Consider the following 18,495-nt stretch of genomic DNA (forward strand, 5'->3'; position numbering starts at 1 on the left):
GCGATCAGTCGGCTTGTGCTGCTTCAGCCGGCTTGACTGCTTCTTCGTAAGAGACCGCTTTATCGGTCACCTTAGCCTTCTGCAGAACAGTATCCACAACTTGCTCTTCCAGCACAACCGAACGCACTTCGTTCAGCTGCTGGTCGTTCTTGTAGTACCAGGACACAACAGCCTCAGGCTCCTGGTAGGCCGAAGCCATTTCCTGGATCATTTCGCGAACGCGGGTTTCGTCTGGCTTGAGGTCGAATTGCTTGACCACTTCAGCCACGATCAGACCCAGAACAACGCGACGCTTGGCTTGTTCTTCGAACAGCTCGGCCGGCAGTTGGTCAGGCTTGATGTTGCCACCGAACTGCTGAACAGCCTGCACACGCAGACGATCAACTTCGTTGGACAGCAGAGCCTTCGGCACTTCGATCGGGTTGGCGGCCAGCAGACCGTCCATCACCTGGTTCTTGACCTTGGATTTGATCGCCTGACGCAGCTCACGCTCCATGTTCTTGCGAACTTCGGTGCGGAAACCTTCGATGCCGGTTTCCTTGATACCGAACTGGTTGAAGAACTCTTCGTTCAGTTCTGGCAGCTTGGGCTCGGAAACGGTGTTGACGGTCACGGTGAACTCGGCGGCTTTGCCAGCCAGGTCCAGGTTCTGGTAGTCAGCCGGGAAAGTCAGGTTCAGAACGCGCTCTTCGCCGGCTTTGGCGCCAACCAGGCCGTCTTCGAAACCAGGGATCATGCGGTTGGAACCCAATACCAACTGGGTGCCTTTGGCGGAGCCGCCAGCGAACACTTCGCCGTCAACCTTGCCAACGAAATCGATGTTCAGCTGGTCTTCGTTCTGGGCAGCGCGATCGGCCACTTCAAAACGAGTGTTCTGCTTGCGCAGGATTTCCAGCATGTTGTCCAGATCGGAGTCAGCAACATCAGCGCTCAGGCGCTCGATGGCGATCGAATCGAAACCGGCAACTTCGAATTCAGGGAACACTTCGAAGATTGCAACGTATTCCAGATCCTTGCCTGCTTCCAGGGACTTAGGCTCGATGGAAGGCGAGCCAGCCGGGTTCAGCTTTTGCTCGACAACGGCTTCGTAGAAGGAAGCCTGGATCACGTCACCTACCGCTTCCTGACGTGCATCAGCACCGAAGCGGCGCTTGATTTCGCTCATTGGCACTTTGCCTGGACGGAAACCAGCGATCTTGGCCTTTTGGGCAGTCTGCTGCAGACGCTTGTTGACCTGGGTCTCGATGCGCTCGGCCGGCACGGTGATGCTCATGCGGCGCTCAAGAGCAGAAGTATTTTCAACAGAAACTTGCATGGATATTCCTCGTTGCACAGACGTTAGCTGGCCGTTTCCGACCCCAGAATCAAGGGCATGCATTCTAGTGGGTCAAACTCAAGAAGTCACCCTACTGAAAACGGGTAAAAAAACAGCAGGCAATTTATAGGTACGAATGCACGAGTGCAGCTCGCCCCGGTAGCAAATACATCCCATCACGCCAGGGCTCTGCGCCAACCCTTCTATATATAGAAGCAGCTGCCAATCATCTCCCTGACAACCGACCCTGCGGACAAGGCCAGCGAGCAGTGCGGCATCATCGCGAAACATAAATACGACGAAACGCCCTGCCCTTGCAGCCCAGCACCTGCGACTGCGTTGAAACTCAAACCGCTGAAACAAAAAAGGCGCCAGACTATTAATCTGGCGCCTTTCGAAATATGGGGTGGACGAAGGGGATCGAACCCTCGACAACGGGAGTCACAATCCCGTGCTCTACCAACTGAGCTACGCCCACCATATTGCGTGACCAAAAAGCCCGTCAAAATGGCTATTTGTTGAGCCTCGCGACGACCATACGGCCTTCACGAAACTTTATTTGGTGCGGATGAAGAGACTCGAACTCTTACACCTTGCGGCGCTGGAACCTAAATCCAGTGTGTCTACCAATTCCACCACATCCGCATGAAGCTCTTAAAGCAAAGGCGCCAGACTGTTAATCTGGCGCCCTTTAAATATGGGGTGGACGAAGGGGATCGAACCCTCGACAACGGGAGTCACAATCCCGTGCTCTACCAACTGAGCTACGCCCACCATATTGCGCTACTTGTGCCAAAGCTGCCTAATGGCGCACCCGGCAGGACTCGAACCTGCGACCATCCGCTTAGAAGGCGGATGCTCTATCCAGCTGAGCTACGGGCGCCTTATTAATCTGTACTCTTGGAGGATTACAAACTAACCAGTGCTAGGCTGTGCCCGACAAGTGCGACGAATAGTATAGATGCACCCGAAACCCGTCAAATCCTTTTTATAAAAAATTCATTTTATTTAAGGGGTTAGGGGAATTTGCAGACCAAGCGCCTTTGCCCTTGCGCCATGGCATGCGAGAATGCGCGCACTTTTCTTCCCCCTCTCGATGGTTAATCACGCGTAATGACTGCACAACTTATCGACGGCAAATCAATCGCCGCCAGCCTGCGCCAGCAGATCGCCAAACGAGTCGCCGAGCGCAGCCAACAAGGCCTGCGCACGCCGGGCCTCGCGGTGATCCTGGTCGGCAGCGATCCTGCCTCTCAGGTTTATGTCTCGCACAAGCGTAAAGACTGTGAAGAGGTCGGCTTTATTTCCAAAGCCTACGACTTGGATTCCGACACCACCCAACAGGCCCTCACCGACCTGATCGACAGCCTCAATGACAATCCGGCCATCGACGGCATCCTGCTGCAGCTGCCCTTGCCCGAGCACCTGGACGCGTCGAAACTGCTCGAACGCATCCGCCCGGACAAAGACGTCGACGGCTTCCACCCTTATAACGTCGGCCGCCTGGCCCAGCGTATTCCGCTGCTGCGCCCATGCACCCCGAAGGGCATCATGACCCTGCTGGAAAGCACCGGCGTCGATCTGTACGGCCTGGATGCCGTCGTCGTTGGCGCCTCGAACATCGTCGGTCGCCCGATGGCCATGGAGCTGCTGCTGGCCGGCTGCACCGTGACCGTCACCCACCGCTTCACCAAGGACCTGGCCGGCCACGTTGGCCGCGCTGACCTGGTAGTGGTCGCCGCCGGCAAGCCGGGCCTGGTCAAGGGTGAGTGGATCAAGGAAGGCGCCATCGTCATCGACGTAGGCATCAACCGCCAGGACGACGGCAAGCTGGTGGGCGACGTGGTGTACGAAACCGCCCTGCCCCGCGCCGGCTGGATCACCCCGGTCCCGGGCGGCGTTGGCCCGATGACCCGTGCCTGCCTGCTGGAAAATACCTTGTACGCAGCCGAAACCCTGCACAGCTAATAACCAGCTGCTCTGAAAAAGCCCTGCCTTATCGCAGGGCTTTTTATTGGCCGGATAAAAAGTACTTTTTTCTTTGTTTTTAAGGGCTTTCATCTGTTTTCAGAAGAACATTCGACAGTTTCTGATCCATACTCCTAAAATGTAACGGCATTTATCAGAAAGTCCGTGCAAAACGGTATATCCCTACTTTTTTAGCGAGTTCATCCGCGTGAAAATTCATCTTTCCATCATCAGCCTATTTTTTGCATTTACAGGCACCTTCGCGAGCGCCAGCGAAACCACCATGGCCCCCCGCGACATGTCTACCCTGCACATCGCTTCCGGCAGTGCGATGGTGGTAGACCTGCAAACCAACAAAGTCATCTATGCCAGCAACCCGGATGTCATCGTGCCGATCGCTTCAGTGAGCAAACTGATGACCGGCCTGATCGTGCTGGAAGCCAAGCAAAACATGGATGAATACATCGACATCAACATCAAGGACACGCCAGAGATGAAAGGCGTGTTCTCCCGGGTCAAGATCGGCAGCGAGATGCCGCGCAAAGAGATGCTCCTGATTGCCCTGATGTCCTCGGAAAACCGCGCCGCCGCCAGCCTGGCCCACCACTATCCGGGCGGCTACCCGGCCTTTATCGCGGCGATGAACGCCAAGGCCAAGGCGCTGGGCATGACCAGCACCCACTATGTAGAGCCCACCGGCCTGTCGATCCACAACGTGTCCACCGCCCGCGACCTGAGCAAACTGCTGGCCGCCGCACGCAAGTACCCGATGCTCAGCCAGTTGAGTACCACCAAGGAAAAGACCGTCTCGTTCCGCAAACCCAACTACACCTTGGGTTTCTCCAACACTGACCACCTGATCAACCGCGCCAACTGGGACATCAAGCTGACAAAGACCGGCTTTACCAACCAGGCCGGCCACTGCCTGGTGCTGGTGACCAGCATGGGTAATCGCCCGGTGTCGCTGGTGATCCTCGACGCTTTCGGCAAGTTCACCCACTTTGCCGATGCCAGTCGTATCCGCAGCTGGGTCGAAACCGGCAAGAGCGGCTCGGTGCCAGATGTCGCATTGCGCTACAAGGCTGACAAAAACCTGAAGAACCGTCCGCGGGCGAATGTTCAGGTCACCGAGTCCCGCTGAGTCGTCAATGGCGACAATAAAAAACGGCGCCCTTGAGCGCCGTTTTTTTATTTGGCCTGACTGGCCAGTGTCTTGACCGCCTGGGCCGCGGCCTGTTCCTGGCCCGCCTGGGCCGTGGCGCTGGCAGCCTGCTGCCAGCGCTGGGCGTCGACCTTGACCGGCAACTGGGTGGGCCGCTGAATCAGTACCGCCCACTTGCCGCCGTCTTTCCATGCCGACTCAAACGCGCTGAAATCCATCGGCATGCGTCGCTCCAAGCCCGAACGCAGCAACACCATGCTCTTCTGCTTGTTGTAACCCACCACCACGACATACCGCGGCCCGGCCCAGAAGGTCGAGCCCTGGGTAATACGCGCCATCACCGGGTACCCGGCCGCGACCTGTGCCAGCAGCGCCGGCAATTGATCTTGCAGCGGATACACCAACATCCCGTATTCACGGGCCAGCACCTGCATGTTGCGCTCAAGGTCCGCTTCAGCGCCCGGCAAATGCAGTGGCTTATCCAATAGCCCCGGTGTAATCACAATGCCTTGTTGGGACAGCATGCTGGCTAGAGCGGCCGGGCCACCGAGGTAAGTCTCGCCGCGAAACGCCGGTACGCCCTTGAGCTCGACACTCTCCGGCAGGCCCGGGATGCTCGTGGGTTTTGGGTGCGAGGTGCAGGCCGCCAGCCCCATGAAACAGGCTGCGACCCACCAGGAGGTTTTAATGTTCGAGGGAAACCGCAACTTCTTCACTCACTTGATCAACTGCCGACGTGGGCCCTGATCATAGGATGCTCCGGGGCGCGGGTATAGCCTTGTGCCGCAGTAAAAGGTCCGCCATAGAGCAAACAAGTTGGACTCACACGACCATTGGTCAATAGCAGGCAACCTGCGGATAGCTAGACTGTCCATTGAGAAGACAGTGTGTGCCCGGTACCGGGCGAAAGGAGGCACTTATGAGCCTGACAACAACGATTCTGCTTTTAATCTGTGGCTGGTTGGCCGTCGCCGCCGCCATGCTCTGGGGCGTGATGCGCGTCACCCGCCGGCACCATCACCCACAGGTAAAACCCGCAGCACCCGGCAAGCTGCACAAACCCGCCGGGCACCACGCCTGACGCCTTAACCAGGCATGCAACTGAAGTCATCGGTCTGCGCCAACTCCTTGCCGTGGCTATCCTTCAACTCGGCACGCACCGTCGTACCCAGGCTGGATTCCACCAGGGTGTAATGCTCGCCAGCCTTGAAGTTGCCGTAGGTCACATGCCCGCGACAATCCTGCTGGTTGTCATCCCCCGCCTCTTCTTCAAACAAGGTGACATCCAGGCGATGCGCGCCGGGTTTCACTTCGAAGTAGCGGCCATCATTAATATTTTTACCGTCTACCCGCTCGGCCATCAGGTCGTTGGGCGCCTCCTCTTGCAGGCCGATCCAGGCTTCGCTCGGGTCCGCTTTCGGCATCGGGCCGGCGCACGCCGACAACAGCAGGACCGCACTCAGGGCCGGGATCAACAACAAGGGTTTAAGAGACATGGCAGAACTCCAAATGGATAAAGAGTGAACGGGCAAAACCGCTCCCGTTCGATCGGTATCCAGCTTGGTACTGTCACCATTGTTGAACAAATGAATACATATGAAACGATCTTCAGCCGTTAACTAAATCTTCCTTCACCTGGCTGAAAGGTGCGTGTTAGGTGGGTCGGGCAAGACTGCCGGGGTTTGCAATCCCACTCCTTTGGAGGTTAAGGCATGCTCGGGCTGGTAAAGACCGCACTGCTCAAGCCCTACACGTTTATCGTGCTGGCAATATTCATCTGCATCATTGGGCCCATGGCGGCCTTGCGTACCCCCACTGACGTATTTCCCGATATTGGCATCCCCGTCGTCGCGGTGGTTTGGCAGTACAACGGCCTGTCCCCGGACGCCATGGCCGGTCGCGTGATCTACACCTACGAACGCTCCCTGAGTACCACCGTCAACGACATCGAACACATTGAATCGCAGTCGTTACCCGGCATGGGCATCGTGAAGATTTTCTTCCAGCCCGGCGTGGATATCCGCACCGCCAACGCCCAGGTAACAGCGGTGTCACAAACCGTGCTCAAGCAGATGCCACCGGGCATCACCCCACCGCTGATCCTTAACTACAGCGCCTCCACGGTGCCGATCCTGCAGATGGCGTTCTCCAGCCCCAGCCTGTCGGAAGCGAAGATCCGCGACCTGGTGCAGAACAATATCCGCCTGCCCCTGAGTGCCCTGCCCGGCCTGGCCATGCCCACGCCAATGGGCGGCAAGCAACGCCAGATCACCCTCGACCTTGACCCGCAGGCGCTGGCCGCCAAAGGCCTCTCGGCACAGGACGTGGGCAACGCCCTGGCCCTGCAAAACCAGATCATCCCGGTGGGTACCGCCAAACTCGGCCCCAACGAATACACGATCTTGCTCAACAACAGCCCCAAGGCGATTGATGAGCTCAACGACCTGCCGATCAAGACTGTCGACGGCGCGATCATCACCATCGGCCAAGTGGCCCATGTGCGTGACGGCTCGCCGCCGCAGACCAACATCGTGCGCGTCGACGGCCACCGTGCGGTGCTGATGCCGGCCCTGAAAAACGGCAGCATCTCTACGCTCTCGATCATCGACGGCATCCGCCAGATGCTGCCGCGCATCAATGAAACGTTGCCACCGTCACTGAAGACCTCACTGCTCGGCGACGCCTCGGTGTTCGTCAAACAGTCGGTGGGCAGCGTCGCCCAGGAAGGCATCATCGCGGCGTTGCTGACCAGTGCGATGATCCTGCTGTTCCTCGGCAGCTGGCGCTCGACCCTCATCATCGCCGCGTCGATTCCCCTGGCGGTGCTGTCAGCCATCGCGCTGCTGGCCGCTACCGGGCAAACCCTTAACGTCATGACCCTCGGCGGGCTGGCGTTGGCGGTGGGGATTCTGGTGGACGACGCCACGGTGACCATCGAGAACATCAACTGGCACCTGGAACAAGGCAAGGCGGTGAAAGACGCGATCCTCGACGGCGCCAAGCAGATTGTCGGCCCGGCATTCGTGTCCCTGCTGTGTATTTGCATCGTGTTTGTGCCGATGTTCATGCTGCAAGGTATCGCCGGTTATCTGTTCCGCCCGATGGCGTTAGCGGTGATCTTTGCGATGGCCAGCTCGTTCATCCTGTCACGGACTCTGGTGCCGACCCTGGCGATGTTCCTGCTCAAGCCGCACGTGCCGGAGCAAGGCCAGGGTCATCACCCGGAAGATGAATTCATCAATCATCACGAGGGCGACCAGCACAAACCCCAGCGCAACGCCGTGCTGCAATCGGTGCTGAATTTCCAGCAGGGTTTCGAGCGGCACTTCTCCAACGTGCGCGACGTTTACCACAGCCTGCTGACCCTCGCCCTGGGTGCACGCAAGCGATTCATCGTGGGTTTTCTGGCGTGCATCCTCGCCTCGTTCCTGCTGCTGCCAAGCCTGGGCCAGGACTTCTTCCCGGCCACCGACGCCGGGGCCATGGCCCTGCACGTGCGCTTGCCGCTGGGCACGCGGATCGAAGAAAGCGCCGCCGCGTTTGACCGGATCGAAGCGCGGATTCGCGAGATCGTTCCGGCCGATGAACTCGACACCATCGTCGACAACATTGGCATCCCGCTGAGTGGCATCGACATGGCCTACAGCAGCAGCGGCACCATCGGCCCACAGGACGGTGACATCCAGGTCACCCTGAAAAAAGACCACGCGCCGACCGCCGACTACGTGAAAAAGCTGCGTGAAGCCCTGCCCGAAAGTTTCCCTGGCAGCCAATTCGCCTTCCTGCCGGCCGACATCAGCAGCCAGATCCTCAACTTCGGTTCACCGGCCCCGCTGGATGTGAAAATCTCCGGGCGCAGCGATGAAGAAAACCGCGCCTACGCCGTGGAACTGGAGCGTCGCCTGAAACATGTGCCGGGCATTGCCGACTTGCGTATCCAGCAGTCCACTGGCTACCCCTCTCTGCAAGTCAACGTGGACCGGATGCGCGCCAACGGCCTGGGCATCACCGAGCGTGACGTGACCAACAGCATGGTTGCGTCCCTGGCCGGCAGCTCGCAAACCGCGCCGACGTTCTGGCTCAACCCGGCCAACGGCGTGTCGTATTCGATCGTGGCCGCCACCCCGCAGTACCGCCTCGACAGCTTGCCTTCCCTGGAAGCATTGCCGGTGACCGGTGCCGATGGCCAGTCGCAGATCCTCGGCGGCGTGGCGACCATTTCGCGGGTACAAAGCCCGGCGGTGGTGACCCACTACAACATCGAACCGACCCTGGACCTGTACGCCAACGTGCAAGGCCGCGACCTCGGCGGCGTCGCCAGCGATGTGCAAACGGTGCTGAATGACATGGCCCCGATGCGCCCCAAAGGCGCGACCATCAGCCTGCACGGGCAGATCGATGCGCTGCATGAAGCGTTCAACGGCTTGAGCTTCGGCCTGCTCGGCGCGGTGGTGCTGATCTACCTGCTGATCGTGGTCAACTTCCAGTCGTGGACCGACCCGTTCGTGATCATCACCGCGCTGCCGGCGGCCCTCGCGGGCATCGTGTGGATGCTGTTCCTCAGCGGCACCTCATTGTCGGTGCCCGCACTCACGGGGGCCATCCTCTGCATGGGCGTGGCCACCGCCAACTCGATCCTGGTGGTGAGCTTCTGCCGAGAGCGCCTGGCCGAACATGGCGACGCACTCAAGGCCGCACTGGAAGCCGGCTACACCCGTTTCCGCCCGGTCTGCATGACTGCCCTGGCGATGATCATCGGCATGTTGCCGCTGGCCTTGTCCGAAGAACAAAACGCGCCGCTGGGACGTGCCGTGATCGGCGGCCTGATCCTCGCCACCACTGCCACTTTGCTGTTTGTACCCGTGGTCTTCAGTTTGGTCCACGGTCGTCACCCTACTCGCGCTGCTGCTGGAGAAACCCCACATGTCGTCTGATCACAAACCCTCGCGCAAGCGTCTGATGCTCATGGGTGTCGGCGGCCTGACACTGGCTGCCCTGTTGGTCGCCAACGGCCTGCACGCCCGTACGATGCATGAAAAATCCGTCACCGCCTGGACCGAAACCGCCGCCGTGCCCCAGGTGCTGGTGTTCCAGCCGAAGCAGAATGCGGCCGGCGACACCCTGCGCCTGCCCGCGCACCTGGAAGCCTGGAGCAAGGCGCCGATTCATGCGCGGGTCAGCGGTTACTTGAAAGACTGGAAAGTCGACATCGGCAGCCAGGTCAAGGCCGGGCAGATTCTCGCCGAGATCGACAGCCCCGACCTCGACCAGCAGGTAGCACAAACCCACGCCCGCATGGTGCAGGAACAGGCCAACGCACGCCTGGCGCAAACCACCGCCACCCGCTGGAAAAACCTGCTGGACAGCCATTCGGTATCGCGTCAGGAGGCCGATGAGAAAACCTCCAACGCGCTGGCTGCCAAGGCCAACGCCCAGGCCGCCGAGGCTGACTATGCGCGATTGTCGGCCCTGGAAGACTACAAGACCATTCGCGCGCCATTCGCCGGTGTGATCACCGCGCGCAACACCGACATCGGCCAGTTGATCAAGGCCGACAGCGACAGCGATCCGGAGCTGTTCGACATCGCCGACACCCACCAACTGCGCCTCTATGTGCCGGTGCCGCAGAACTATGCAGCGGTGATTCATCCCGGACTGGCCGCCCAACTGACGGTACCCGAGCACCCCGGCGAACACTTCAGCGCGAAGCTGATGGGCGACTCCACCGCCATCGACCGCCGCTCCGGCACCCTGCTCGCACAGTTCGTGGCCGACAACCCGGACGGCAAGTTGCTGCCCGGCGACTACGCAGAAGCCACCCTGGCGATTCCGGCGGACACCCATGGTGTGAGCATCCCGGCCAGCGCCCTGATCTTCCGCGCCCAAGGCACCCAGGTCGCGGTGCTGGACGCCAAGAACCATGTACACCTGCAAGACATCCATATCGGCCTCGACCTCGGCGAACGCCTGGTGATCGATCAAGGCCTGAAACCCGCCGACCGCGTAGTCGACAACCCACCCGACGCCCTGCGCGAAGGCGACGCCGTGCAACTGGCCGACGCCGGAGGTGCCCATGCGCCCAAGGCTTAAACCCCTCGCGGCCTTGGTGTTGCTGGCGCTGCACGGTTGCTCGCTGGCGCCCACCTACAAGGCACCGACCCTCGACCTGCCGGCCAAGTACCGCGAACAGACCAGCGACGGCCCATGGCACAGCGCACAACCGTCGGACCAACTGGCACCGAAGTGGTGGCAGCTGTATCAGGACCCGCGCTTGAACGGCCTGCAGGAACAACTGCTCAAGGCCAACCCGGACCTGGCCGCAGCGCTGGCGCATTTCGATGCGTCCCAGGCGTATGCCAGCCAGTTGCACGCCGGGTTGTTCCCGCAAATCACCGCCAGCGCGCAGCCGTTGCGTCAGCGCCAATCGGATTCTCGGCCGCTGCGGGGCGATACCCAGCCGTCGGTGTACAACAGCAACACGGCGGGGTTTGCGCTGAGTTTTGACCTGGATCTGTGGGGCAAAATCCGCAACCAGGTGGCGGCTGGCGATGCACAGGCCCAAGCCTCCGGAGATGACTTGGCGGTGGCGCGCCTGAGCCTGCAGCATCAGTTGGCGACGCTGTACGTGCAGCTCAACGGGCTGGATGCCCAGAGCCGGATTCTCAGCAGTTCGCTGGATGATTTTAGCCAGGCACTGAAACTGACCCGCAGCCGGTACGAAGGCCAGATCGCTTCGGAACTGGACCTGACCCGCGCACAGAATCAGCTGGCTGAAGCCGAGGCCCAGCTTGACGATGTACGCGGTCAGCGCAATCTCACCGAGCATGCGATTGGGGAACTGGTGGGCGTGTCGGCCAGCGAGTTCCAGCTGCCGCCGAGCCAGCAATTGATCGCCTTGCCGGGAATTCCACAGCAGTTGCCGAGCCAGTTGCTGCAACGTCGGCCGGATATTGCGGCGGCGGAACGGCGGGTGTTTGCAGCCAACGCGAATATCGGCGTGGCCAAGGCCGCGTGGTACCCGGATTTCAGTTTGACCGGCTTGATTGGCGGCCAGACCCAAGGTGTGGGCAACTTGTTCTCGGCAGCCAATCGGTACTGGGCGCTGGGGCCGCTGGTGAATCTGCCGATCTTTGATGGCGGGCGGTTGAGCGCCAACGAGCGCCAGGCCAAGGCGGAGTTTGAAGAGGCTTCGGCGCACTATCGCAGCCAGGTGTTAAGAGCCGTGCGTGAGGTGGAAGACAACCTTGGGCAACTGCGTGATTTGCAGCAGGAAGCAATGGATGAACAAGCCGCCGCAAATGCTGCGGAGCACACCCAGGCGCTGGCGATGAACAGTTATCAGGCGGGGGCTGTGAGCTATCTGGATGTGGTGACGGCACAGACCGCAGCGTTGCAGGCACAGCGCACGTTGCAAGCGGTGCAAACGCGGCAGTTGCAGGCAAGTGTAGGGTTGGTGACGGCGCTGGGCGGAGGCTGGAAGCCCGACGCCTGATACCTGTCTCAAGAACGACAGTGATCAACTGTGGGAGCGGGCTTGCTCGCGAAGGCGGTGGGTCAGCACCGGATATGCTGGCTGACACACCGCCTTCGCGAGCAAGCCCGCTCCCACATTTTATCGCAGTGACTGGACGTACTCAGGCAGCCAGTTTGCCGCTGGCAATCGCCACCGACGTGGATCAGTCAAACATCTCTAGACTGAGCCACCGCCAATTTCAATCTTCCGGCCGACTATTCAGAAAAACACTCACTGCTGTGTAATCGCTGCCATTGGCATGTCGATACAGCGTACTGCTGTGATAGTCGGATACATCCCCCGCCACCGACACATTGATCGTAAGGCCCTGAACATCAACTTTTGCCGATGCGTCACGCGCAATTAGAAATGGGCTGGCATCCCTCAACGCAGCCAATACTTCACTGTCGTCCTCCAAGGCGCGGTAAACGTAATATCGATAGCTGAACGGAACAGTTGCCCCTCCACGGTCATCCTTGACGCCATAGATGGCCCCGTCAGTGCCAAGTGGCACTCGAAGCACAACTTCTGTCAATTGTGGGCGATCCGGCGAAAGCAGCCAATGACCACCGATATACACCAGGCAACACGCCAATAGGATCGTAGTGACAACTGAGTAAACCGTCTTTCTCGTAGTTCCTGAACCTGGCATACCTGATTCCTTCCTTGATCCAATATTGGTCGACTCTCGTCGAGCAATTTCCCCGCATTAGATACTTACGTGGCGGAAGCTAACACTGGAAGGCCGAGATGATGAGAGACCGACGAACAAAGGAGACTTCGTACAAAGGAGCAGGACATGCCTTACAACCCATCCTCGAAACGACATATTTCCTACGCTTCTTTCGGGTTGCTGGTCGGAACGGGCACCACTAGCCTTCGCCAGTCGCTGCCAATTCAGCGACCGGACGTGAGAAATCCGAAGACTCCATTGGCGCAAAAGCGCCCGCCGTATACAGTGCAGGCGCTTTTTCTGTGCTCGCTGTTATGGCGGCTGTGCGCGGGCACGCTTCGGCGTGGCCAAGCTCCTGGGGTCTTGGTTTTCTCACTCCGCGTACAGCTGCCACCTTCGTTCGTGAGAAAAACCTGGTGGTAGTCTCTAACTCTCCAGGAACCGCATCATGATCAAAGACAGTCCAAATCCTCCTTCCGATTCAAACCTGCTCTTCACCCTCCGTCCTGGGCTCGATACCGAAACCCTGCTGCTTAATGCCTCTCAGGATCTGGAATCCATCAATGCCATCGCCGCGCACTTGGCCTTTGAGGTTGATGGTTCACAGCGCAGTGTGGTGCTGGGGATGTATCGGATGCTGGAGGGCGTGCAGTTGCTTGTAGATCGGGTGGTGGATGCGACGGTAGCCGTGCGCTGACCCATAACTGTAGGAGCGAGCTTGCTCGCGAAAAACCTGAGGGCGCCGCGTACATCCAGGCTGTACGCGTAATCGTTGACGTTTTTCGCGAGCAAGCTCGCTCCTACAGTGGGTTTGGAGGGACCGTGATTTATGCAGCCAACTTGCCGCTAGCAATCGCCACCGACGCCGCCACCATCGCCCGCAGCAACACCGCACACCCCGCCGCCAGATCATCCGGCGCGGCATTCTCGATTTCGTTATGGCTGATGCCGCCTTCGCACGGCACAAAGATCATCCCCGCCGGCCCCAGCTCCGCAACGAAAATCGCGTCATGCCCTGCCCCGCTCACAATGTCCATGTTCGACAACCCCAACCCATTGGCCGCATCACGCACGGCATCCACGCAGCCTTTGTCGAAGTACAGCGGCGGGAAGTCAGCGGTGGGTGTCATCTCGAACGTGAGGCCGTGCTTGGCGCAGGTCTCGTCGATCACCTTGCGCACCTGGGCAATCATTGAATCCAGTCGTGCCGGTTCCAGATGACGGAAATCCAGGGTCATGCGCACTTCGCCAGGAATGACGTTGCGTGAGCCCGGATACGCTTGCAGGCAACCGACGGTGCCGCAGGCGTGAGGCTGATGACCCAACGCAGCCGCATTGACAGCGGCGACCACAGCAGCGGCACCTACCAATGCGTCTTTGCGCAGGTGCATGGGCGTTGGGCCCGCGTGCGCCTCAACTCCGCGCAATTTCAGGTCGAACCATTTCTGGCCAAGGGCGCCCAGCACGACGCCGATGGTTTTCTTTTCATCCTCAAGAATCGGGCCTTGCTCGATATGCGCTTCAAAATATGCGCCCACCTTGTGCCCGCTCACGGGACGTGATCCGGCATACCCAATGGCATTCAGCGCATCGCCCACGGTCACGCCGTCGGCATCCGTCTTGGCCAGCGTATCGGCCAGGGTGAATTTCTCGGCAAACACCCCGGACCCCATCATGCACGGCGGAAAGCGCGAGCCTTCTTCGTTGGTCCACACCACCACTTCCAGCGGCGCTTCGGTTTCCACTTTCAGGTCATTGAGTGTGCGCAACACCTCAACACCTGCCAGCACACCAAAACAACCATCAAACTTGCCGCCGGTGGGTTGGGTGTCGATATGGCTGCCGGTCATCACCGGCGGCAACTTGGGATTGCGTCCCGGCCGGCGGGCGAAGATATTACCGACGCCATCGATGGTCACGGTACAGCCCGCCTCCTCGCACCACTTCACAAACAGGTCGCGGGCCTGGCGATCGAGGTCGGTCAGGGCCAGGCGGCAGACGCCGCCCTTGGGGGTGGCGCCGAGCTTGGCGAGTTCCATCAGGGACAGCCACAGGCGATCGCGGTTGATGTGCTGATGGGTGGATTGCAGAACGTCTATGGCAGCGTTCATGGGGATCTCCTCAGGCAGTAGTTCTTATGAATTTGCCAGACTCTCACTGGCGGACCGCGATCAAAAATGTGGGAGCGGGCTTGCTCGCGAATACGGTGTGCCAGTCGCCAGATGTGTTAGCTGAATCACCGCCTTCGCGAGCAAGCCCGCTCCCACATGTGATCGCATTCCACATCGATTAAAGCGGTGTTTTTACGGCGACTACGCGGGCGCCGCGTTTCATGCACAGGGCGTAATACAGCAACCCGCCGAGCGCCGAGCCGGTGAACCAGCCATAGCTGTAGAACCAGCTGAACGCGTCGCTGCCCAGGGACAACAGCGTCAGCACCACCGGCACGCCAAAGGCCAGGAAGCCATGCCAGTTCCACGCCGGGTAGACGTCATCGCGGTACAAGCCGGCAAGGTCCAGTTGCTGTTTCTTGATGATGAAATAGTCCACCACCATGATCCCGGCAATCGGTCCCAACAGGCTTGAGTAACCCAGCAGCCAGTTGGAATACACGGTTTCCAGGCTTACGTCGGAGATGATCAGCCCGAGCTTTTTCAGCAGTTCATGGGCCATCAGCGCCAGACCCACCAGGCCGGTGAGGACCACCGCCGTGGTGCGGTTGATCAGCTTGGGCGCGATGTTCTGGAAGTCGTTGGTGGGCGAGACGATATTGGCCGCGGTATTGGTGGACAAGGTGGCGATGATGATCAGCGCCATGGCCACGGCTACCCACACCGGGCTCTGGATATGGCCGATCAGGGTCACCGGATCGGAGACGCTGACGCCCACCAGTTTTACCGAGGCAGCGGTCATGATCACGCCTAGGGCGGCGAACAGGAACATGGTCAGCGGCAGGCCGAAAATCTGCCCGAGGATCTGGTCTTTCTGGCTCTTGGCGTAGCGGCTGAAGTCGGGGATGTTCAATGACAAGGTGGCCCAGAAACCCACCATCGCCGTCAGGCCTGCCATGAAGTAGCCGGTGAGGCTGGCGCCTTCGGGACGCTTGGGCGGGATCGCCATCAACTCGGTCAGCGACACATTCGGCAGCGCCCACACCAACAGCCCGATTCCCACAGCCACCAGCAGCGGTGCCGACAGGGTTTCCAGCCATTTGATCGACTCGGCGCCACGCAGTACCACCCACAGGTTCAGGGTCCAGAAGATCATGAAGCCGATCACTTCACCGGTGCCGCCAAGGGATTTCCAACCCTCGAAAACCGAGCCCAGGAACAGGTGAATCGCCAACCCGCCAAACATCGTCTGGATGCCGAACCAGCCGCACGCCACCAGGGCGCGAATCAGGCACGGCACGTTGGAGCCAAGCACGCCGAAGGACGAGCGCAGCAACACCGGGAACGGAATACCGTACTTGGTGCCGGGGAAGGCGTTGAGGGTCAGCGGGATCAGCACCACGATATTGGCCAGCAGGATCGCCATCAGCGCCTCGCCCACCGACAACCCGAAGTACGCGGTGAGCACGCCGCCCAGGGTGTAGGTCGGCACGCACACCGACATGCCGATCCACAGCGCGGTGATGTGCCACTTGTTCCAAGTGCGTTCGCGCACCTTGGTCGGTGCCATGTCGTGGTTGTAGCGGGGGCTGTCGAGGACGTCGGGGCCGGCGTCGAGTTCGTACAGGCCGTTGCGTTCAATGACTTGCGATCTGTTCTGTTGCATGGCCGCTCCACGGTTTTTTCGAATTATTTTTGCTCACCCCGTGACGTGCACGGGGTGGCCGGAGTACCTCGTTGACAACATGACATCCGGGACCCGGCCAACCGCCACCGCACTCAATAACCGTGCCGTAAACCGTTGCCCTTCCCGCACCGCTTATATAACTCGCTGATGTTTATCAGCTTTATTGTCTCGACCGAAGAGCCCCTCGTTACTTTCAGCGTTACTCAGGCCAACTAACGCAGAAGTTGTCCGAACCCTCAGGACTCAATCTGGTGCAACACAATTATTTTTATTTACCGGCCCCGTCAAGAGGCATGTCTCAAGCGTCTGATTTGCAATAGGAAATGTTGCTCATATTGGGAACCTGTCAAGTGCGTCAAAATGGTGAGAGGCCGCTACATTTTGGTGATTTTGATTTTTTATCCTTAAAATTCAATAACTTAATATCGATATATGCTTATAAAAAATATTCTTGCTCATTCGAAAAACTCGGGCTAGTTTCTATTCCTGTCACCGCTGACAGGAATTAACTTGAAGCGGCGCGATGCATGACAACACTTAGAACTGGCACAAGCCGGTCAAGCCTGTGAGGAACTCGACATGTCGCTGTTGATCCGTGGCGCTACCGTTATTACCCATGATGAAAGTTACCGAGCCGATGTTTTATGCGCAGACGGTCTAATCCGCGCCATTGGCACTGATCTGGATATTCCCGCCGGCACCGAGATACTCGATGGCAGCGGTCAATACCTGATGCCCGGCGGCATCGATCCCCATACCCATATGCAATTGCCCTTCATGGGCACCGTGGCCAGTGAAGACTTTTTCAGTGGCACGGCCGCCGGGTTGGCGGGCGGCACCACGTCGATCATCGACTTCGTGATTCCCAACCCGCAGCAATCCCTGCTGGAAGCCTTCCACCAGTGGCGCGGCTGGGCCGAGAAGTCGGCGTCCGACTATGGCTTTCACGTCGCGATTACCTGGTGGAGCGAGCAGGTCCGCGAGGAAATGGCCGAGCTGGTGAGCCAACACGGCATCAACAGCTTCAAGCACTTCATGGCGTACAAAAACGCAATCATGGCCGCTGACGACACCCTGGTGGCGAGCTTCGAACGCTGCCTGGAACTGGGTGCGGTGCCGACGGTGCATGCCGAAAACGGCGAACTGGTGTATCACCTGCAACGCAAACTGATGGCCCAGGGCATTACCGGGCCTGAAGCGCACCCGCTGTCGCGGCCTTCGCAGGTGGAAGGCGAAGCCGCCAGCCGGGCGATCCGGATTGCCGAAACCATCGGCACGCCGCTGTACCTGGTGCACGTGTCCACCAAGGAAGCGCTGGATGAAATCACCTACGCTCGGAGCAAGGGCCAGCCAGTGTACGGCGAAGTATTGGCCGGGCATCTGCTGCTGGACGACAGCGTGTATCAACACCCCGACTGGCAGACCGCTGCCGGCTATGTGATGAGCCCGCCCTTCCGCCCACGCGGGCATCAGGAGGCGCTGTGGCATGGCCTGCAATCCGGCAACCTGCACACCACCGCCACCGACCATTGCTGCTTCTGCGCCGAGCAAAAAGCTGCCGGGCGGGATGACTTCAGCAAGATTCCCAATGGCACCGCCGGTATCGAAGACCGCATGGCGCTGTTGTGGGATGAAGGCGTGAACACCGGGCGCTTGTCGATGCAGGAGTTCGTTGCGCTGACGTCTACCAACACGGCGAAGATCTTCAACCTGTACCCGCGTAAAGGGGCGATCCGCGTGGGGGCCGATGCTGATCTGGTGCTGTGGGACCCGCAAGGCACGCGGACCATTTCCGCGAAGACTCACCACCAGAAAGTCGACTTCAACATCTTCGAAGGCAAGACCGTGCGCGGCGTGCCGAGCCATACCATCAGCCAGGGCAAGCTGGTCTGGGCAGATGGGGATTTGCGCGCCGAGCGTGGTGCGGGGCGGTATATCGAACGGCCGACGTATCCGCCGGTGTTTGAGCAGTTGAGCAAGCGGGCGGAGCGTTCCAGGCCGGTTGCTGTGAAACGCTGAGGCCGCCATTCGCGAGCAAGCCCGCTCCCACATTCGCCCCCATTCCA

General features: G+C 59.6%; 14 protein-coding genes, 4 tRNA genes and 1 pseudogene. 8 read left to right on the top strand and 11 right to left on the bottom strand.

The features are described 5' to 3' along the window. Positions 1-4 precede the first annotated feature (4 nt). The 5 genes from tig to NVB75_RS09045 all read right to left on the bottom strand — a co-directional run bounded on the left by tig (position 5) and on the right by NVB75_RS09045 (position 2,198). The gene (gene tig, locus NVB75_RS09025) at positions 5-1,315 is read right to left on the bottom strand and encodes a trigger factor (RefSeq protein ID WP_076014238.1); all 1,311 of its coding nucleotides are present in this window, start codon (positions 1,313-1,315) and stop codon (positions 5-7) included. A 402-nt stretch (positions 1,316-1,717) separates the two neighbouring features. Continuing rightward, a tRNA-His gene (locus NVB75_RS09030) sits at positions 1,718-1,793 on the bottom strand. An 82-nt stretch (positions 1,794-1,875) separates the two neighbouring features. Further along, positions 1,876-1,960: transfer RNA gene (locus NVB75_RS09035), tRNA-Leu, on the bottom strand. Positions 1,961-2,013: 53 nt separating this feature from the next. Then, positions 2,014-2,089: transfer RNA gene (locus NVB75_RS09040), tRNA-His, on the bottom strand. 32 nt (positions 2,090-2,121) lie between these two features. Beyond that, a tRNA-Arg gene (locus NVB75_RS09045) sits at positions 2,122-2,198 on the bottom strand. A 230-nt stretch (positions 2,199-2,428) separates the two neighbouring features. Here NVB75_RS09045 and folD point away from each other — a divergent pair. Next, positions 2,429-3,283: a bifunctional methylenetetrahydrofolate dehydrogenase/methenyltetrahydrofolate cyclohydrolase FolD gene (gene folD, locus NVB75_RS09050; RefSeq protein ID WP_258346893.1), complete on the top strand. Its 855-nt coding sequence runs from the start codon at positions 2,429-2,431 to the stop codon at positions 3,281-3,283. Between the two features lie 208 nt (positions 3,284-3,491). Next, on the top strand, positions 3,492-4,424 hold the full coding sequence (gene pbpG / locus NVB75_RS09055; RefSeq protein ID WP_258346894.1) for a D-alanyl-D-alanine endopeptidase: 933 nt from the start codon (positions 3,492-3,494) through the stop codon (positions 4,422-4,424). A 47-nt stretch (positions 4,425-4,471) separates the two neighbouring features. Here pbpG and NVB75_RS09060 read toward each other — a convergent pair whose 3' ends face one another. Beyond that, complete coding sequence (locus tag NVB75_RS09060; RefSeq protein ID WP_258346895.1) at positions 4,472-5,101, bottom strand: peptidase C39 family protein; 630 nt, start codon at positions 5,099-5,101, stop codon at positions 4,472-4,474. A gap of 263 nt (positions 5,102-5,364) precedes the next feature. Between NVB75_RS09060 and NVB75_RS09065 the strand changes: the two genes are divergently transcribed. Further along, positions 5,365-5,526: a hypothetical protein gene (locus tag NVB75_RS09065; protein WP_010166825.1), complete on the top strand. Its 162-nt coding sequence runs from the start codon at positions 5,365-5,367 to the stop codon at positions 5,524-5,526. Positions 5,527-5,530: 4 nt separating this feature from the next. On the opposite strand, the gene NVB75_RS09070 is transcribed toward NVB75_RS09065, so the two are convergent. Continuing rightward, entirely contained in the window at positions 5,531-5,941 is a 411-nt protein-coding gene (locus NVB75_RS09070) for a hypothetical protein (RefSeq protein ID WP_017476929.1), read from the bottom strand. Between the two features lie 216 nt (positions 5,942-6,157). Here NVB75_RS09070 and NVB75_RS09075 point away from each other — a divergent pair, with 216 nt between their 5' ends. The 3 genes from NVB75_RS09075 to NVB75_RS09085 are packed head-to-tail and all read left to right on the top strand — an operon-like array spanning position 6,158 to position 11,937. Beyond that, positions 6,158-9,379, top strand: coding sequence for an efflux RND transporter permease subunit (locus NVB75_RS09075; RefSeq protein ID WP_258346896.1), 3,222 nt, complete (start codon positions 6,158-6,160; stop codon positions 9,377-9,379). Then, positions 9,369-10,535 carry an efflux RND transporter periplasmic adaptor subunit gene (locus NVB75_RS09080; RefSeq protein WP_258346897.1) on the top strand — a complete coding sequence of 389 codons (1,167 nt, stop codon included), beginning with the start codon at positions 9,369-9,371 and terminating at the stop codon, positions 10,533-10,535. Before NVB75_RS09075 ends, NVB75_RS09080 begins: the two co-directional genes overlap by 11 nt. Then, positions 10,519-11,937 (top strand): efflux transporter outer membrane subunit, encoded by a 1,419-nt coding sequence (locus NVB75_RS09085; protein ID WP_258346898.1) that lies wholly within the window; start codon positions 10,519-10,521, stop codon positions 11,935-11,937. The genes NVB75_RS09080 and NVB75_RS09085 overlap by 17 nt, the downstream gene beginning before the upstream one ends. 220 nt (positions 11,938-12,157) lie before the next feature. Here NVB75_RS09085 and NVB75_RS09090 read toward each other — a convergent pair whose 3' ends face one another. Next, positions 12,158-12,610: a hypothetical protein gene (locus NVB75_RS09090; RefSeq protein ID WP_258346899.1), complete on the bottom strand. Its 453-nt coding sequence runs from the start codon at positions 12,608-12,610 to the stop codon at positions 12,158-12,160. Between the two features lie 469 nt (positions 12,611-13,079). Between NVB75_RS09090 and NVB75_RS09095 the strand changes: the two genes are divergently transcribed. Continuing rightward, entirely contained in the window at positions 13,080-13,328 is a 249-nt protein-coding gene (locus NVB75_RS09095) for a DUF6124 family protein (protein WP_258346900.1), read from the top strand. Between the two features lie 5 nt (positions 13,329-13,333). Here the strand turns inward: NVB75_RS09095 and NVB75_RS09100 are convergent. The 3 genes and pseudogenes from NVB75_RS09100 to NVB75_RS09110 all read right to left on the bottom strand — a co-directional run. Further along, positions 13,334-13,462: pseudogene (locus NVB75_RS09100) on the bottom strand (outer membrane lipoprotein carrier protein LolA); the annotation flags it as partial. Further along, a complete protein-coding gene (locus NVB75_RS09105; protein ID WP_258346901.1) occupies positions 13,459-14,742 on the bottom strand; it encodes a Zn-dependent hydrolase in 1,284 nt (427 codons plus the stop codon). The pseudogene NVB75_RS09100 and the gene NVB75_RS09105, both read right to left, overlap by 4 nt. A 178-nt stretch (positions 14,743-14,920) precedes the next feature. Then, positions 14,921-16,408 carry an NCS1 family nucleobase:cation symporter-1 gene (locus NVB75_RS09110; RefSeq protein WP_102369544.1) on the bottom strand — a complete coding sequence of 496 codons (1,488 nt, stop codon included), beginning with the start codon at positions 16,406-16,408 and terminating at the stop codon, positions 14,921-14,923. 600 nt (positions 16,409-17,008) lie between these two features. On the opposite strand from NVB75_RS09110, the gene hydA reads away from it, so the two are divergent. Then, positions 17,009-18,448 carry a dihydropyrimidinase gene (gene hydA, locus NVB75_RS09115; protein ID WP_003207833.1) on the top strand — a complete coding sequence of 480 codons (1,440 nt, stop codon included), beginning with the start codon at positions 17,009-17,011 and terminating at the stop codon, positions 18,446-18,448. Positions 18,449-18,495: the final 47 nt, after the last annotated feature.

The organism is Pseudomonas sp. CBS, from assembly GCF_024734645.1.
In the GTDB taxonomy this organism is placed as follows: Bacteria; Pseudomonadota; Gammaproteobacteria; order Pseudomonadales; family Pseudomonadaceae; genus Aquipseudomonas.

Bases quoted from the DNA above. Each gene is read 5' to 3' on its own strand.
- NVB75_RS09110 (WP_102369544.1), bottom strand. From the start codon at position 16,408: ATGCAACAGAACAGATCGCAAGTCATTGAACGCAACGGCCTGTACGAA.
- NVB75_RS09075 (WP_258346896.1), top strand. From the start codon at position 6,158: ATGCTCGGGCTGGTAAAGACCGCACTGCTCAAGCCCTACACGTTTATC.
- NVB75_RS09095 (WP_258346900.1), top strand. From the start codon at position 13,080: ATGATCAAAGACAGTCCAAATCCTCCTTCCGATTCAAACCTGCTCTTC.
- NVB75_RS09065 (WP_010166825.1), top strand. From the start codon at position 5,365: ATGAGCCTGACAACAACGATTCTGCTTTTAATCTGTGGCTGGTTGGCC.
- hydA (WP_003207833.1), top strand. From the start codon at position 17,009: ATGTCGCTGTTGATCCGTGGCGCTACCGTTATTACCCATGATGAAAGT.
- NVB75_RS09070 (WP_017476929.1), bottom strand. From the start codon at position 5,941: ATGTCTCTTAAACCCTTGTTGTTGATCCCGGCCCTGAGTGCGGTCCTG.
- NVB75_RS09090 (WP_258346899.1), bottom strand. From the start codon at position 12,610: ATGCCAGGTTCAGGAACTACGAGAAAGACGGTTTACTCAGTTGTCACT.
- NVB75_RS09105 (WP_258346901.1), bottom strand. From the start codon at position 14,742: ATGAACGCTGCCATAGACGTTCTGCAATCCACCCATCAGCACATCAAC.
- tig (WP_076014238.1), bottom strand. From the start codon at position 1,315: ATGCAAGTTTCTGTTGAAAATACTTCTGCTCTTGAGCGCCGCATGAGC.
- folD (WP_258346893.1), top strand. From the start codon at position 2,429: ATGACTGCACAACTTATCGACGGCAAATCAATCGCCGCCAGCCTGCGC.
- NVB75_RS09060 (WP_258346895.1), bottom strand. From the start codon at position 5,101: ATGGGGCTGGCGGCCTGCACCTCGCACCCAAAACCCACGAGCATCCCG.
- NVB75_RS09080 (WP_258346897.1), top strand. From the start codon at position 9,369: ATGTCGTCTGATCACAAACCCTCGCGCAAGCGTCTGATGCTCATGGGT.
- NVB75_RS09085 (WP_258346898.1), top strand. From the start codon at position 10,519: ATGCGCCCAAGGCTTAAACCCCTCGCGGCCTTGGTGTTGCTGGCGCTG.